Source organism: Agrococcus sp. GCM10030265 (genome assembly GCF_042666675.1).
In the GTDB taxonomy this organism is placed as follows: Bacteria; Actinomycetota; Actinomycetes; order Actinomycetales; family Microbacteriaceae; genus Agrococcus.
The window spans coordinates 356,730-372,535 of sequence record NZ_JBHTCZ010000002.1 but is presented as its reverse complement, the minus strand read 5'-3'; the positions used below and the strand labels follow the sequence as shown (position 1 = coordinate 372,535).

The window sequence follows — 15,806 nt, the reverse complement described above, 5'->3', positions numbered from 1 at the left end:
TGGGGGCGTCCGTCACGACGCGGTGCGGCTCGTCAGGACGCCGCGGGCGTCGACGCGGCGCGCGCGCGCTCCTGCGCGACGGTCGGCACCTCGATGCGGCTGATGCCGTGGTAGGCCTGCGCCGCCTCGTTGTGCACGTCGCCGACGACGTGGACGCGGAGGTCGTTCGTCGAGCCCGAGATGCCGGGAGGCGAGCCGGAGATCACGACGACCTTCTCGCCCATCGGCACGAGGCCGCGGCCGATGAGGATGTCGTCGGCGAGGCCCATCATCTCGTCGGTGTGGGTCACGCGGTCGACGAGGAACGTCTGCATGCCCCAGATGAGCTGCATGCGCGACTCGATCTCAGGGTCGGGCGTCAGCGCGAGCGTCGGGATCGACGAGCGCAGCCGCGACATGCGACGTGCGGAGTCGCCGGACTCCGTGAAGACCACGATGGCCTTCGCGCCGACGAACTCGGCGACCTCGCGTGCGGCGAGCGTGATCGCACCACCCTGCGTGCGCGGCTTCGTGCCGAGCGGCGGGATGCGCGTGATGCCGTGCGCCTCGGTCGACTCGATGATGCGGGCCATCGTCTCGATCGTGACGATCGGGTACGCGCCCACGCTCGTCTCGCCGGAGAGCATGACGGCGTCGGCACCGTCGAGGATCGCGTTCGCGCAGTCGCTCGCCTCGGCTCGCGTCGGACGCGGCGCCTCGATCATCGACTCGAGCACCTGCGTCGCGACGATGACGGGCTTCGCCCAGCGTCGCGACAGCTCGACGGCGCGCTTCTGCACGAGCGGCACCTGCTCGAGCGGCAGCTCGACGCCGAGGTCGCCGCGGGCGACCATGATGGCGTCGAACGCGTCGATGATCTCGGCGAGGTTGTCGACGGCCTGCGGCTTCTCGACCTTGGCGACGACGGGCAGGCGACGGCCCTCCTCGTCCATGATCTCGTGCACGCGCTGGATGTCGGAGGCGTCGCGCACGAACGACAGCGCGATGATGTCGGCGCCGAGCTGCAGCGCCCAGCGCAGGTCGGCCTCGTCCTTCTCGGACAGCGCGGGCACGTTGACCGCGACGCCCGGCAGGTTGATGCCCTTGTTGTCGCTGACCTTGCCGCCGACGACGACCTTCGTCACGACGCGCACGCCGTCGGTCGAGACGACCTCGAGCGCGATGCGACCGTCGTCGATGAGCAGCGGGTCGCCGGGCTTCACGTCGGCGGGCAGGCCCTTGAACGTCGTGGACACGAGGTCCTTGTCGCCGGGGACGTCCTCGATCGTGATCGTGAAGGTGTCGCCGTCGGCGAGCACCTGCGGGCCCGCTGCGATCTTGCCGAGGCGGATCTTCGGCCCCTGCAGGTCGACGAGGATGCCCACGGGCATCCCCAGCTCGTCGGATGCCCGGCGGATGTCCTCGTACACGGCCTCGTGCACGGGGTATGCGCCATGGCTCAGGTTCAGGCGGGCCACGTTGACGCCGGCCGCGATGGCGGCCTTCGTCTGCTCGTAGCCCGACAGCGCCGGCCCGAAGGTCGCGACGATCTTCGCTCGTCTCATGTGCTCTCTCTCACATCGGTCTCGCCGGCGGCATCCTGCGCCGCCGACGAGTCTTGCACCCTCTAGACGCGGATGGGGAGGTCGGTCGCGCGCACCGGAGCCGGCAGGGTCGTCGACCCCTCCAGGTACCGGTCCACCGCCGCCGCCGCAGCGCGTCCCTCTGCGATCGCCCACACGATGAGCGATGCACCTCGACCGGCGTCGCCAGCCACGAAGACGCCTTCCGTCGAGGTCGCGTAGTCCGCGTCGCGCGTGACCGCGCCGCGGGTGAACTCCGTGCCGAGCTGCCCTGCGAGGGTCTCCTGCTCCGCACCGGTGAAGCCGAGCGCCAGCAGCACGAGGTCCGCGGGGATCTCGCGCTCCGTGCCGGCCTTCGCGCGACGCACGCCGTCGACGATCTCGGTCTCGGCCACCTTCAGGGCGCGGACCTCGCCGACCTCGTTCGCGACGAACTCGATCGTCGAGGCGAGGAACGTGCGCTCGCCGCCCTCCTCGTGGCTCGACTGCACCTCGAAGATCGCCGGATGCGTCGGCCACGGCTGGTGGTCGGGCCGCTCGGAGGGAGGCTGCACGCCGATCGCGAGGTTCGTGACCGAGAGCGCACCCTGCCGGTGCGCCGTGCCGATGCAGTCGGCGCCGGTGTCGCCGCCGCCGAGGACGACGACGTGCTTGCCCTCGGCCGTGATCTGGCTCGAGACCGCCGTGCCGGCGACCGTGCGGTTCTGCTGGGTCAGGTACTCCATGGCGTGGTGGACGCCCGCGAGGTCGCGACCCGGGATCGCCAGGTCGCGGGGCACCATCGCGCCCGTCGCGACCACGATGGCGTCGAAGCGCTGTCGCAGCGCATCCCACGTGATGTCGCGCCCGATGTCGACGCCCGCCCGGAAGCGGGTGCCCTCGGCCTGCATCTGCGCGAGACGCTGGTCGATCGTGCGCTTCTCGAGCTTGAAGTCGGGGATGCCGTAGCGCAGGAGGCCGCCGATGCGGTCGTCGCGCTCGTACACCGCGACGGTGTGGCCGGCGCGGGTCAGCTGCTGCGCCGCCGCGAGCCCCGCGGGCCCCGAGCCGACGACCGCGACGGTCTTGCCCGTGAGACGTGCCGGCGGGTGCGGCTCGATCCAGCCGTGCTGGAACGCGTCGGCGGCGATCGCCTGCTCGACCTGCTTGATCGTGACGGCGGGCTGGTTGATGCCGAGCACGCACGACGACTCGCACGGCGCAGGGCACAGGCGGCCCGTGAGCTCCGGGAAGTTGTTCGTCGCGTGCAGCCGGTCGCTCGCGGCGCGACCCTCGCCGCGCCAGGTGAGGTCGTTGAACTCGGGGATCAGGTTGCCGAGCGGGCAGCCCTGGTGGCAGAACGGCACGCCGCAGTCCATGCACCGCCCGGCCTGCCGGCGCAGCACGGCCTTGTCGCCGAGCTCGCCGATCTCCTTCCAGTCCATGATGCGCACCGCCACGGGCCGCTTCGGCGCGAGCTCGCGCTGCGTCGTCTTCAGGAATCCGCGGGGATCAGCCACCGGTCACCTCCAGGATGCGCGTCCAGATCTGGTCGGAGTCGGGGTCGATCCCCGCGTCCTCCGCCTGCTTGCGGATGTCCCGCACGGCGGCCCAGTCGCGAGGCACGATCTTCGTGAACCCCGCGAGCCCGCCACGGCCGTCGAGCAGGCGCGCCGCGACCGACGAGCCCGTGAGCTCGACGTGGCGCTCGAGGATCGCACGCAGCTCGATCTCGTCCTCCTCGCGCAGGCGCTCGAGCAGCAGCTCGCCCGCGTGGAGCGCCTCGCGGTTGATGCGAGCCGCATCGAGGTCGAGCACGTAGGCGACGCCTCCCGACATGCCGGCGCCGAGGTTGCGGCCCGTCTGCCCGAGCACGACGGCGATGCCGCCCGTCATGTACTCGAGCGCGTGGTCGCCCGTGCCCTCGCACACGGCGGTCGCACCCGAGTTGCGCACCAGGAACCGCTCGCCCACGATGCCGCGCACGTGCAGCGAGCCGGAGGTCGCGCCGTAGCCGATGACGTTGCCCGCGATGACGTTGCGCTCGGCGACGAACGGAGCCGACGGATCGGGCTGCACGGTGATGAGACCGCCGGAGAGGCCCTTGCCGACGTAGTCGTTGGCGTCGCCCACGAGCCGCAACGTGATGCCGCGCGGGATGAAGGCGCCGAACGACTGGCCTGCGGAGCCGCGCAGCGTGATGTCGATCGAGTCGGGCGGCATGCCCGCCTCGCCGTGGCGCTTCGTGACCTCGTTGCCGAGCATCGTGCCCACGGCGCGGTCGGTGTTCGCGACGGGGATGTCGAGTCGCACGGTCTCGCCGGACTCGTGCGCACGCAGCACCTCGTCGAGCAGGCGCATGTCGAGCTGCTCGTCGAGCTCGTGATCCTGCGTCGTCATGTTGCGCCGCTCGCCCGCCGCGACCGGCACGTCGAGCACCTTGCGCAGATCGAGGCCGTCGGCCTTCCAGTGGGTGATCGCGTCGTCGACGTCGAGCAGCTCGGAGCGGCCGATCGCCTCGTCGATCGAGCGCAGCCCGAGCGAGGCGAGCAGCTCGCGCACCTCCTGGGCGACGTACTCGAAGAACGTCACGACGAACTCGGGCTTGCCGGTGAAGCGCTCGCGCAGCGTCGGGTTCTGCGTCGCGACGCCCACGGGGCACGTGTCGAGGTGGCAGACGCGCATCATGATGCAGCCGGACACGACGAGCGGCGCCGTCGCGAAGCCGTACTCCTCGGCGCCGAGCAGCGCGCCGACGAGCACGTCGCGGCCCGTCTTCAGCTGCCCGTCGACCTGCACGACCACGCGCTCGCGCAGGCCGTTGACCATGAGGGTGTGCTGCGCCTCGGCGAGGCCGATCTCCCACGGCGTGCCCGCGTGCTTCAGCGAGTTGAGCGGGCTCGCGCCCGTGCCGCCGTCGTGGCCCGAGACGAGCACGACGTCGGCCTTCGCCTTCGCGACGCCCGCCGCGACCGCGCCGATGCCGGACTGCGAGACGAGCTTCACGTGGATGCGCGCCTCGCGGTTCGCGCGCTTGAGGTCGAAGATCAGCTGCTTGAGATCCTCGATCGAGTAGATGTCGTGGTGCGGGGGCGGCGAGATGAGGCCCACGCCGCTCGTCGCGTGCCGCGTGCGAGCGACCCACGGGTACACCTTCGCGGGAGGCAGCTGGCCGCCCTCGCCGGGCTTCGCGCCCTGCGCCATCTTGATCTGGATGTCGTCGGCGTGCGTCAGGTACATCGACGTGACGCCGAAGCGGCCGGAGGCCACCTGCTTGATCGACGAGCGGCGCTCGGGGTCGAGCAGTCGGTCGACGTCCTCCCCGCCCTCGCCCGTGTTCGACTTCGCGCCGAGGCGGTTCATCGCGATCGCGAGGGTCTCGTGGGCCTCGCGCGAGATCGAGCCGTACGACATGGCACCGGTGGAGAAGCGCTTCACGATCTCGGAGATCGGCTCGACCTCGTCGATCGGGATGGGCGTGACGTCCTCGGTGCGCAGCCGGAACATGCCGCGCAGGGTCTTCAGCTCGCGTGCCTGCTCGTCGACCGCCGACGAGTACTCGCGGAACACGTCGTACTGCCGCGTGCGGGTGGAGTGCTGCAGCCGGAAGACCGTCTCGGGGTTGAACAGGTGCGGCGAGCCGTCGCGACGCCACTGGTACTCGCCGCCCGAGGGCAGGCCCTCATGGGCGAAGGGCGCCTTCTCGGGCGGGTACGCCAGCGCGTGGCGCTGCGCCGACTCGGATGCGAGCACGCCGACGCCGACGCCGCCGAGCCGCGTCGGGGTGCCCTCGAAGTAGCGCTCGACGAGCTGCTCGGAGAGGCCGACCGCCTCGAACGCCTGCGCGCCCGCGTACGACCCGACCGTCGAGATGCCCATCTTCGACATGATCTTCGTCACGCCCTTGCCGAGCGCCTTGATCACGTTGTGCACGGCGTCCTCGGGGCTGATGCCCGGGATGCGACCGGTGATCGCGAGCTGCTCGGCCGTCTCCATCGCGAGGTACGGGTTGATCGCCGAGGCGCCGTAGCCGATGAGGAGCGCGACGTGGTGCACCTCGCGGACGTCGCCCGTCTCGGCGACGAGGCCGACCCGCATGCGCGTCTCGGCGTCGATGAGGTGGTGGTGCACGGCCGAGACCGCGAGGAGGCTCGGGATGGGCGCCAGCTGCTCGTTCGAGTCGCGGTCGGAGATGACGACGTACTGCGCACCCTCGGCGATCGCCTCGTCGACCTCGGCGCACATGGCGTCGAGGCGCGCGACCATCGCGGCCTCCCCACCCTCGACGGGGTAGAGCGCCGAGATCGTCACGGTGCGGCGCGAGCCGGGCGTGCGATCGATGTGGCGGATCTTCGCGAGCTCGTCGTTGTCGATGACCGGGAAGTCGAGGATGACCTGGCTCGCGTGCGCAGCCGACGCCGTGAGCAGGTTGCGCACGGGGCCGAGCCCGAGGCGCATCGACGTCACGACCGACTCGCGGATGGAGTCGAGCGGCGGGTTCGTCACCTGCGCGAACGCCTGCGCGAAGTAGTCGAAGAGCAGGCGCGGGCGCTCGGACAGCACCGCGATCGGCGTGTCCGAGCCCATGGCGCCGAGCGGCTCGGCACCCGTCGCCGCCATGGGGGTGAGCAGGATGCGCACCTCCTCCTCCGTGTAGCCGAAGGTGCGCTGACGACGCGTGACCGACGCGGGCGTGTGGATGACGTGCTCGCGATCGGGCAGCTCGGACAGGTGGATGCGGCTCGACTCGAGCCACTCCCCCCACGGCTTCGAGCGCGCGAGCTCCATCTTCGTCTGGAAGGCGTCGAGCACCCGGCCCTCGTCGGTGTCGACGAGGAAGAGGCGCCCGGGCTGCAGGCGGCCTCGCTGCACGACGCGTGCGGGGTCGATGGGCAGCACGCCCGTCTCGGAGGCGACCACGACGAGGCCGTCGTCGGTGACGAGCCAGCGACCGGGTCGCAGGCCGTTGCGGTCGAGCGTCGCGCCGACGAGCGTGCCGTCGGTGAACGAGATGGCAGCCGGGCCGTCCCACGGCTCGAGCAGCAGCGAGTGGTACTCGTAGAACTCGCGCAGCTCGACGGGCAGGTCGGTCGCGTTCTCCCACGCCTCCGGGACCATCATCATCATCGCGTGCGGCAGGCTGCGGCCCGAGAGGGTCAGCAGCTCGAGCACCTCGTCGAACGAGCCGGAGTCGGAGATGCCGGGCGTCACGATCGGGAAGAGCGGCTTCAGGTCGCCGAGCAGCTCGCTGCGCAGCTGCGACTGGCGCGCGCGCATCCAGTTGCGGTTGCCCTCGACCGTGTTGATCTCGCCGTTGTGCGCGATCATGCGCAGCGGCTGCGCGAGCGGCCACGACGGGAAGGTGTTCGTCGAGTAGCGCGAGTGCACGATCGCGAGCCGCGTCGCGAAGCGCTCGTCCGACAGGTCGGGGTAGAACGGCTCGAGCTGCAGCGTCGTGACCATGCCCTTGTAGGTGATGGTGCGGGCCGACAGCGACGGCAGGTAGTCGCCGACCTCGCGCTCGATGCGCTTGCGGAGACGGAACGTGAGGCGGTCGAGGTGGATGCCGGACGCCGGCGCCCCCGCGGACGCGACGAACAGCTGCTCGATGGCGGGCATCGCGGCGCGCGCGAGCTCGCCGAGCACCTCGGGACGCACCGGCACCTCGCGCCAGCCGAGCACCGTGAGCCGCTCCTCGCCCGCGATGCGCTCGATGGCGCGCTTCGCGTCGCCGCGGAGCGCGGCGTCGACGGGCAGGAAGGTCAGGCCCGCGGCGTACGCGCCCTCCTCCGGCAGCGGGAAGTCGACGACGGCGCGCAGGAACTCGTCGGGCATCTGCGTGAGGATGCCCGCACCGTCGCCGGTGCCGGCGTCGGAGCCCACGGCACCGCGGTGCTCGAGGTTGCGCAGCGCGTCGAGCGCGTTGACGACGATGTCGTGGCCGGCGCTGCGGCGCAGCGTCGCGACCATCGCCAGGCCGCACGAGTCGCGGTCGAGGCGAGGGTCGTACATCCCGGCTTCGGGGTGGCCACCGAGGTGGCGGAGCATGGGTGCCATGTCGGACCTCCGATTCGAGAGGGCGGCACGGAGCGTCGTCGGCCCGTGTGGCGGATCAGGTGGTGGGCTTCGCGGTTCCCGCGGCCACCGCCGGCTCGGCCGTTGTGTCGGCCTCATCGAGCTCGGAGTACACGTCGGAGTCTACTGCCTCGTCCTCCGGCTCCCGACCAGGCTGCCACGGCGAGGGCTCGAGCCCCGGGTGCCTGCGGCTCTGGACGAGCCAGATCACGACGCCGAGCGCCACGGCGAGCAGCGCGGCCCACACGTTGACGCGGATGCCGAAGATGACCTCGGAGGGGTTGATGCGGATGGTCTCCCACATCGCGCGACCCACGCCGTACCAGATGAAGTACAGCGCGGCGGCCTTGCCCCACTGGATGTCGCGGTGACGGTCGAGCCAGAGGATGACGGCGGCGCCGAGGAGGTTCCAGAGGATCTCGTAGAGGAACGTCGGGTGGAAGAGCGTGCCCTCGGGCAGGCCGACGGGGAACGCCGGGTTCGACGCCTCGATCTGCAGGCCCCACGGCAGGTCGGTCGGACCGCCGAACAGCTCGTGGTTGAAGTAGTTGCCCATGCGGCCCGCCGCCTGCGCGATGAGCATGCCCGGCGCGAGCGCGTCGACGAACGTCGTGAAGCGCAGGCCGGTGACGCGGCAGCCGATCCAGATGCCGATCGCGCCGCCGATGATCGCGCCGAAGATCGCGACACCGCCGTTCTGGATCGCGAGCACGTTCCAGAGGTCGAAGCGATCGCCGAGGTACTCGTCCGGGTACGTCAGCACGTGGAACAGCCGAGCGCCGATGATGCCGAGGATCACGGCGGGCACCGCGATGTCGATGACCATGCTGCCGTCGACGTGGCGCTGGCGCAGGCGACGGGCCGTGAGCCACGACGCGAGCAGGATGCCGACGAGGATGCAGATCGCGTAGGTGCGGATCGAGAAGTCGGCGACGTTGAAGGTGAAGCCGCCGATCGTGACGTCGTTCCCCAGGAACGGCAGGATCGTGGTCAGCCACTGCCCGATGGGCACGCCCTGCAGGTCGGGCGAGGGGCTGGGGATGCTCTGGAGCACGGATCCTCCGTGGTCAGTGGGACTGGACGAGTGTAGTGCCGGACGCGAGGTCGGCCGCGACCGTGCGCAGCCCCTCGAGGCCGCCGTCGCGCAGCGCGTTGACGAGGGCGGATCCCGAGATCGCGCCCTCCGCGTAGGTCAGCACGTCGGCGACCTGGGCGCCGGTCGAGATGCCGAGGCCCACGCAGCGCGGCAGATCGAGGTCGAGCGCCGAGCGCCGCTGCTCGATGCGCGCGGCCAGCGTGCGCGCCGCGTCGTCCATCGAGCCGCGCGCACCCGTCGTGCCCATGGTGGAGACGGTGTACACGAAGCCGCGCGATGCGCGCAGCACGGCGTCGATGCGCGCATCCGACGACGACGGGGCCGCGAGGAAGATGCGGTCGAGGTCATGATGCTCGGCCGCCGCGATCCAGTCCCGCCCGTTCTGCGGCACGAGGTCGGGCGTGATGAGCCCTGCTCCCCCGGACTCCGCGAGGCGTGCGGCGAAGCGGTCGACGCCCCAGCGCAGCACGGGGTTCCAGTACGTCATGATGACGACGGGGATGCCCGTGCGGCTCGTGACCTCGGCGATCGTCTCGAACGCCTCCTCGATGCGAAAGCCGCGATCGAGGGTCGCCTGCGTCGCCGCCTGGATCGCCGGGCCGTCGAGGCTCGGATCCGAGTACGGCAGGCCGAGCTCGATGGCCGTGAAGCCGGCGTCGGCGAGCGTCACGCACGCCTCGACGCACGAGGCCTGATCCGGCCAGCCCGCGGGCAGGTAGCCGATGACGGCGCGACCGCCGGAGGCGTCGATCGCCGACTGCACCGCGCTCATGCCTGCGTCGCCCCCTCGTCGAGCACGTCGAACCACTGCGCAGCGGTCGCGACGTCCTTGTCGCCGCGCCCGGAGAGCGAGACGAGCAGCACGGCGTCGGGGCCGAGCTGGGGGGCGAGGCGCAGCGCGCCGGCGATGGCGTGCGCCGACTCGATCGCGGGCATGATGCCCTCGAGCCGCGTGAGCTCGCGGAACGCGTGCATCGCCTCGGCGTCGGTGACCGGCTGGTACTCGGCGCGACCGATGTCGTGCAGCCACGCGTGCTCCGGGCCGACGCCCGGGTAGTCGAGGCCGGCCGAGATCGAGTGCGAGTCGAGCGTCTGGCCGTCGGCGTCCTGCAGCATGTACGAGAGCGAGCCGTGCAGCACGCCCGGGCTGCCGCGGCCGATCGTCACCGCGTGACGCTCGGTGTCGGCACCGTCGCCAGCGGCCTCGAGCCCGATGAGGCGCACGTCGGCGTCGTCGAGGAAGGCGTGGAAGATGCCCATGGCGTTCGAGCCTCCGCCGACGCACGCGAGCACCGCATCCGGGAGCCTGCCGACCTGCGCGAGCATCTGGGCCCGCGCCTCCTCGCCGATCTGCGCGTGGAAGTCGCGCACCATGACCGGGTAGGGGTGGGGTCCTGCGACCGTGCCCATGAGGTAGTGGCTCGAGTCGACCGTGCGCACCCAGTCGCGCATGCCCTCGTTGATGGCGTCCTTCAGGGTGCGCGCACCCGTCGTGACGGGCACGACCGTCGCCCCGAGCAGGCGCATGCGGGCGACGTTGAGCGCCTGACGCTCGGTGTCGACCTCGCCCATGTAGATCGTGCACTCCATGCCGAACAGCGCGGCGGCCGTCGCGGTCGCGACGCCGTGCTGCCCCGCGCCCGTCTCGGCGACGAGGCGCGTCTTGCCGAGGCGCTTCGCGAGCAGCGCCTGCCCCAGCACGTTGTTGATCTTGTGGCTGCCCGTGTGGTTGAGGTCCTCGCGCTTCAGCAGGATGCGCGCGCCTCCCACCGAGGCCGACAGCCGAGGCGCCTCCGTGAGCAACGAGGGTCGACCCGTGTACTCGCGGCCGAGGCGGGCGAGCTCCTCGCCGAACGCGGGATCCTCTCTGGCCTCCTCGTAGGCGGCGGCGAGCTCGTCGATCGCGGCCATGAGCGGCTCGGGCATGTGGATGCCGCCGAACGGCCCGAAGTCGGGGCCGCGGACGTCGCGCAGGCTCACGATGCGCTCCGGAACGCCGCGACGCGCTCGGCGGGAGCGCCGTCGCGCACGAGCGCCTCGCCGACGAGCACCGCGTGCGCGCCGGCCGCGCGGAACGCGGCGACGTCGTCGACCGACCGCACGCCGGACTCGGCGACGGCGACGACGCCATCCGGGATGAGGGGTCGGAGCTCCGCGAAGCGCTCGGGGTGCATCGCGAAGGTCTGCAGGTCGCGGGTGTTGACGCCCACGATGCGCGCGCCGACCGCGAGGGCTCTGCGCACCTCGTCGGCGTCGTGCACCTCGACGAGCACCGACAGGCCGAGCTCCAGCGCGTAGGCGTGGAGGTCGGCGAGCGTCTCGTCGTCGAGCGCGGCGACGATGAGCAGCACGAGGTCGGCGCCGGCGGCGCGCGCCTCGAGCAGCTGGTAGCGGCTCGCGAGGAAGTCCTTGCGCAGCACGGCCACGTCGACGGCGGCGCGCACGGCGCGCAGATCGTCGAGCGTGCCGAGGAACCGACGGCCCTCGGTGAGCACCGAGATGACGGAGGCACCGCCGGCCGCGTAGGCGGTGGCGAGCGAGGCGGGCTCGGGGATGTCGGCGATGCGGCCCTTCGACGGGCTCGCGCGCTTCACCTCGGCGATGACGTGGATGCCGTCGATCGGCTGCGACAGCAGCGCGACGACGTCGATGGGCTGGCGGGATGCGCGCGCGATCGCCTCGAGCTCGTCGTACGGCAGGTCGCCGCGCCGAGCCTCGGCATCCTCGAGCGCCCCAGCGGTGAGGGCGTCGAGCATCAGTGCTCCTTGGGGGTGTACTTCGGTCCCTGCACGCCGTAGCCGGCCTTCGACAGGCCCCAGCCCACGAGCGCGCCGATCGGCACGAACGCCGCCGAGATCCAGACGAGCACGGGCATGTCGAACCAGAAGAACAGCGTGCCGGCAGCGATCGCGACGAGCATGATGATCACAGCCGTCCAGGCGGCCGGCGAGTGGCCCTCGCCAGGCTCGACGTGCTCTTCGATGGCGGTCTGCTCGGTCACGATGCTCCTCGGATCCATGGGTACGTCGAGTCTACCGGTCGGCTGCGCCGTGGCTCGACGACGCGTCGTCGCCGGGCTCGTCGGCAGCCGGGCCGGGTGCGTCGGCTCGCGCCGTCGGGTCGTCGCCGTCGTCGAGCGCGTCCCACGCGAGCCCGGACTCGGCACGCTCGAAGCGCTGCGCAGCCTGCCTGCGCCTCCACGACCCGGCGGTCGCGAACGCCCAGATGCACGCCGCGGTCGCGAGCACGAGGCCCACGACGGCGAGCACGGGGGCCGCAGTGGTCGTCGCGGGCGCGTCGAGCGTCGTCACGCCGGTCGCGGCGCTCGCCGCGTCGGCGATGGTCGCGTCGAGCGTCGACACCCGCTGGGCGAGGTGCGTGCCGCCCACCCCGACGATCGCGAGGCCGACGATCGCGAGGATGCGCGCGACGATCGGCGACGCGAGCGTCAGCGCGAGCCCCAGGGCGCCGAGCGCCAGCGCGACGGGCGCGAGCGCCGGAGCGACCGTCGTGCCGTCGAGCTCGACGACGGGCGCGCCCTCCGGCGACACCGTCGCCCACGTCACGACGGAGCCCGCGAGGATCGCCGCGCCGCTCGCGAGCAGCACGAGCACCGCCACGACGCGCGCGCGCGCCCTCACCGCTGGATCCTGCGCATCGCATCCGCGCGCACGGTGGCCCGCAGCGGCGCGGCCGCCTTGCTGCGCACCTCGGCGTGCTCGGTCGCAGGGACGCTGTCGGCGACGAGCCCCGCGCCCGCCTGCACGTGCGCGACGCCGTCGACGATCGTCACGGTGCGGATGGCGATCGCGAGGTCGGCGTCGCCGGCGAAGTCGAAGTACCCGACGACGCCGCCGTACACGCCGCGCTGGGCGGGCTCGAGCGCATCGATGATCTCGAGCGCGCGCGGCTTCGGCGCGCCCGAGAGCGTGCCGGCTGGGAACGTCGCCCGGAAGGCGTCGACGGCGGAGGCATCGTCGCGCATCCGCCCCTCGACGGTCGAGACGATGTGCATGATGTGGCTGAAGCGCTCGACGACCATGAACTCCGTCACGGCCACCGAGCCCGCGGCGCAGACCTTGGCGAGGTCGTTGCGCGCGAGATCGACGAGCATGACGTGCTCAGAGCGCTCCTTCGGGTCGGCGAGCAGCTCGTCGGCGAGGGCGTTGTCGGCGGCCGCGTCGGAGCCGCGCGGCCGCGAGCCCGCGATGGGATGCATCGTCGCCGTGCCCTCGTGCACCGTCACGAGCGCCTCCGGGCTCGAGCCGACCACCTGGTACGGCTTCCCGGAGGCGTCCTCGAGCGTCAGCAGGTACAGGTACGGCGACGGGTTCAGCAGCCGCAGCACGCGGTACACGTCGAGCGGATGGGCATCGAGCGGCACGTCGAAGCGGCTCGAGAGCACGACCTGGAAGACGTCGCCGTCGACGATGTGCTCCTTCGCGCGCTCGACCATGGCGGCGAAGCCGTCCGGCGTCACGGATGCCGTGGGCGAGGGCTCGACGTCGGCGAGCGGCTCGGCGAGCCAGGCGGGCGCATCCTCGGCGAGCAGCGCCTGCAGGTCGTCGAGCCTGCCCTGCGCCTGCGCCCAGAGGTCGTCGGCGTCGTCGACGCCGTCGGCGAGCGCCGTCGCGATGAGCAGCGCCGTGCCGGTGCGGTGGTCGAGCACGACGAGCTCGGAGACGAACGACAGGCCGATCGCGGGCACGTCGACCTCGCGCCGAGGCGCGTTCGGCAGGTGCTCGAGCTCGCGCACGGCCTCCCAGCCGACGTGGCCGACGAGGCCGCCCGTGAGCCGCGGCAGGCCGGGGACGCGTGGCGTGCGCCAGCGCTCGAGCACGTGCGCGACCGTCTCGAGCGGCGAGCGCTCGACGTCGTCGCCCAGCAGGCGCTCGAGGCTCAGGCCGTGGCTGCGCCACGTGACCGCGCCCTCGTCGGCCGTCAGCTGGCCGAACGACGAGACGCCCACGAACGAGAACCGGTTCCACACGCCCTGCTCGGCCGACTCGAGCAGGAACGAGCCTGGGCGGTCGACCGCGAGCTTGCGGTAGACGCCCACGGGCGTCTCCGTGTCGGCGAGGAGCTCGCGCACGACGGGCACGACGCGATGGGTCGGCAGCAGCGCGTCGAACTGCTCGCGCGTCGTCGTCGTCACGACGTCACCTCGATGGGCGTGAAGAAGCACGTGCGGCTGCCCGTGTGGCATGCGGGGCCCGTCTGCTGCACGCGCACGAGCAGGGTGTCGGCGTCGCAGTCGATCGCGATCGACACCGGCACCTGCACGTTGCCCGAGGTGTCGCCCTTGCGCCAGTACTCCTGCCGCGACCGCGACCAGAACGTCACGCGGCCCTCCGTCGAGGTGCGCCGCAGCGCCTCCTCGTCCATGTAGCCGAGCATGAGCACGTCGCCCGTGGCGTCGTCCTGGATGATCGCGGGCACGAGTCCGTGCTCGTCGGTCTTCAGCTGCGGGATCATCGCACCGTCACCCCCGCGGCGCGCATCGCGCGCTTCACGTCGTCGATCGTCGACTGCTGCGAGTGGAAGATGCTCGCGGCGAGCACGGCGTCGGCACCGGCCCCCACCGCGGGTGCGAAGTGCTCGGGGCCGCCCGCTCCCCCGCTCGCGACCACGGGCACGCTCGTCGCCTCGCGCACCGCCGCGATGAGGCCGAGGTCGAAGCCCTCCTTCGTGCCGTCGGCGTCGATCGAGTTCACGAGCAGCTCGCCCGCACCGCGCCGGTCGACCTCGGCCGCCCACGCGATGGCGTCGATGCCCGTGCGGCGACGGCCACCGTGGGTCGTCACCTCGAAGCCGCTCGGCGTCTCGGCCGAGCGCAGCACGTCGAGCGACACGACGAGCACCTGCGCGCCGAACGCGCCCGAGATCTCGTCGACGACCTCCGGCCGCGCGATCGCCGCGGAGTTGACGCCCACCTTGTCGGCGCCGTGCGCCAGCAGCCGCGAGACGTCGGCGACCGTGCGCACCCCGCCCCCGACCGTGAGCGGGATGAACACCTGCTCGGCGCAGCGCTCGACGACCTCGAGGATCGTGTCGGCGCCCTCGACCGTCGCCGTGACGTCGAGGAACGTCAGCTCGTCGGCGCCCTGGCTCGCGTAGCGCGCCGCGAGCTCGACGGGGTCGCCCTGGTCGGCGAGGTCCTGGAACCGCACGCCCTTCACGACGCGGCCACCGGCCACGTCGAGGCAGGGGATGACGCGCGTCGTGAGCATCAGACCCTCGCCGCGTGGATGCGCGTGACGATGATCGCCTTCGCGCCGGCCGCCTCGAGGGCGTCCATGATGCGGTTGACGTCGTGCGTCTCGGTCATGACCCGCACGGCGACCCAGTCGTCGTCGCGCAGCGGCGAGATCGTCGCCGACTCCTTGCCGGGGCACACGCGCACGGCGGCGTCGAGGTCGTCGCGGCGCACGTCGTAGTCGACCATGACGTAGCGGCGGGCGACGAGGACGCCCTCGAGGCGTCGGCGCAGCGTGTGCAGGCCGTCGTTCGCGGTGCCTGACGAGATGAGCACCGCCTCCGACGAGAGGATGGGCTCGCCGAACGTCTCGAGACCCTGCTTGCGCAGCGTCGCACCCGTCTCGACGACGTCGGCGATCGCATCCGCGACGCCGAGGCGCACGGCCGACTCGACGGCGCCGTCGAGGTGCACGAGCGTCGCGTCGAGGCCGCGCGCGTCGAGCCACGAGCGCACGAGACCCGTGTAGCTCGACGCGATCCGCACGCCCGCGAGCTGCTCGACCGACGAGAAGGCGCCCACGGGCCCCGCGAAGCGGAAGGTGGAGCGACCGAAGCCGAGCCCGTGCACCTCGACGGCGGGCGAGCCCGAGTCGAGCAGCAGGTCGCGGCCCGTGATGCCGGCGTCGATGACGCCCGAGCCGACGTACGTCGCGATGTCGCGGGGGCGGAGGTAGAAGAACTCGACGTCGTTCGACGGGTCGGAGACGATGAGCTCCTTGCCGTCGCGGCGGCCGTGGTAGCCGGCCTCGGCGAGCATCTCGGTGGCGGTCTCGGACAGCGCGCCCTTGTTGGGCACGGCGATCTTCAGCATGGGGTTCTCTCGGTGTGTGCTGCGA

13 protein-coding genes are annotated in these 15,806 nt (G+C 72.1%); all 13 read right to left on the bottom strand.

Annotation, left to right across the window (positions count from 1 at the left end):
• Positions 1–32 precede the first annotated feature (32 nt).
• The 13 genes from pyk to hisG all read right to left on the bottom strand — a co-directional run bounded on the left by pyk (position 33) and on the right by hisG (position 15,781).
• Positions 33–1,544: a pyruvate kinase gene (gene pyk, locus ACFQPP_RS05920; protein WP_376915625.1), complete on the bottom strand. Its 1,512-nt coding sequence runs from the start codon at positions 1,542–1,544 to the stop codon at positions 33–35.
• Positions 1,545–1,606: 62 nt separating this feature from the next.
• A complete protein-coding gene (locus ACFQPP_RS05915) occupies positions 1,607–3,061 on the bottom strand; it encodes a glutamate synthase subunit beta (RefSeq protein ID WP_376915624.1) in 1,455 nt (484 codons plus the stop codon).
• Positions 3,054–7,598, bottom strand: a complete 4,545-nt coding sequence (gltB, locus tag ACFQPP_RS05910) for a glutamate synthase large subunit (RefSeq protein WP_376915623.1) — start codon at positions 7,596–7,598, stop codon at positions 3,054–3,056. Before gltB ends, ACFQPP_RS05915 begins: the two co-directional genes overlap by 8 nt.
• A gap of 55 nt (positions 7,599–7,653) precedes the next feature.
• Entirely contained in the window at positions 7,654–8,670 is a 1,017-nt protein-coding gene (gene lgt / locus ACFQPP_RS05905) for a prolipoprotein diacylglyceryl transferase (protein ID WP_376915622.1), read from the bottom strand.
• A 13-nt stretch (positions 8,671–8,683) separates the two neighbouring features.
• On the bottom strand, positions 8,684–9,484 hold the full coding sequence (trpA, locus tag ACFQPP_RS05900) for a tryptophan synthase subunit alpha (protein ID WP_376915621.1): 801 nt from the start codon (positions 9,482–9,484) through the stop codon (positions 8,684–8,686).
• Positions 9,481–10,692, bottom strand: coding sequence for a tryptophan synthase subunit beta (gene trpB / locus ACFQPP_RS05895; protein WP_376915620.1), 1,212 nt, complete (start codon positions 10,690–10,692; stop codon positions 9,481–9,483). The genes trpA and trpB overlap by 4 nt, the downstream gene beginning before the upstream one ends.
• Complete coding sequence (trpC, locus tag ACFQPP_RS05890; RefSeq protein WP_376915619.1) at positions 10,689–11,468, bottom strand: indole-3-glycerol phosphate synthase TrpC; 780 nt, start codon at positions 11,466–11,468, stop codon at positions 10,689–10,691. The genes trpB and trpC overlap by 4 nt, the downstream gene beginning before the upstream one ends.
• Positions 11,468–11,713, bottom strand: coding sequence for a DUF6704 family protein (locus ACFQPP_RS05885; protein WP_376915618.1), 246 nt, complete (start codon positions 11,711–11,713; stop codon positions 11,468–11,470). The genes trpC and ACFQPP_RS05885 overlap by 1 nt, the downstream gene beginning before the upstream one ends.
• A 31-nt stretch (positions 11,714–11,744) precedes the next feature.
• Positions 11,745–12,353: a Trp biosynthesis-associated membrane protein gene (locus ACFQPP_RS05880; protein ID WP_376915617.1), complete on the bottom strand. Its 609-nt coding sequence runs from the start codon at positions 12,351–12,353 to the stop codon at positions 11,745–11,747.
• Positions 12,350–13,918 carry an anthranilate synthase component I gene (locus ACFQPP_RS05875; protein ID WP_376915616.1) on the bottom strand — a complete coding sequence of 523 codons (1,569 nt, stop codon included), beginning with the start codon at positions 13,916–13,918 and terminating at the stop codon, positions 12,350–12,352. The genes ACFQPP_RS05880 and ACFQPP_RS05875 overlap by 4 nt, the downstream gene beginning before the upstream one ends.
• On the bottom strand, positions 13,864–14,187 hold the full coding sequence (hisI, locus tag ACFQPP_RS05870) for a phosphoribosyl-AMP cyclohydrolase (RefSeq protein WP_376915615.1): 324 nt from the start codon (positions 14,185–14,187) through the stop codon (positions 13,864–13,866). Before hisI ends, ACFQPP_RS05875 begins: the two co-directional genes overlap by 55 nt.
• The gene (gene hisF / locus ACFQPP_RS05865) at positions 14,184–14,945 is read right to left on the bottom strand and encodes an imidazole glycerol phosphate synthase subunit HisF (RefSeq protein WP_376916761.1); all 762 of its coding nucleotides are present in this window, start codon (positions 14,943–14,945) and stop codon (positions 14,184–14,186) included. The genes hisI and hisF overlap by 4 nt, the downstream gene beginning before the upstream one ends.
• Positions 14,942–15,781, bottom strand: coding sequence for an ATP phosphoribosyltransferase (hisG, locus tag ACFQPP_RS05860; protein ID WP_376915614.1), 840 nt, complete (start codon positions 15,779–15,781; stop codon positions 14,942–14,944). The genes hisF and hisG overlap by 4 nt, the downstream gene beginning before the upstream one ends.
• Between the last annotated feature and the right edge of the window lie 25 nt (positions 15,782–15,806).

What these genes read in the sequence shown, in the direction of transcription:
- hisG (WP_376915614.1), bottom strand. Translation starts at nt 15,781, where the DNA reads ATGCTGAAGATCGCCGTGCCCAACAAGGGCGCGCTGTCCGAGACCGCC.
- trpC (WP_376915619.1), bottom strand. Translation starts at nt 11,468, where the DNA reads ATGCTCGACGCCCTCACCGCTGGGGCGCTCGAGGATGCCGAGGCTCGG.
- gltB (WP_376915623.1), bottom strand. Translation starts at nt 7,598, where the DNA reads ATGGCACCCATGCTCCGCCACCTCGGTGGCCACCCCGAAGCCGGGATG.
- pyk (WP_376915625.1), bottom strand. Translation starts at nt 1,544, where the DNA reads ATGAGACGAGCGAAGATCGTCGCGACCTTCGGGCCGGCGCTGTCGGGC.
- hisI (WP_376915615.1), bottom strand. Translation starts at nt 14,187, where the DNA reads ATGATCCCGCAGCTGAAGACCGACGAGCACGGACTCGTGCCCGCGATC.
- ACFQPP_RS05875 (WP_376915616.1), bottom strand. Translation starts at nt 13,918, where the DNA reads ATGCCACACGGGCAGCCGCACGTGCTTCTTCACGCCCATCGAGGTGAC.
- trpA (WP_376915621.1), bottom strand. Translation starts at nt 9,484, where the DNA reads ATGAGCGCGGTGCAGTCGGCGATCGACGCCTCCGGCGGTCGCGCCGTC.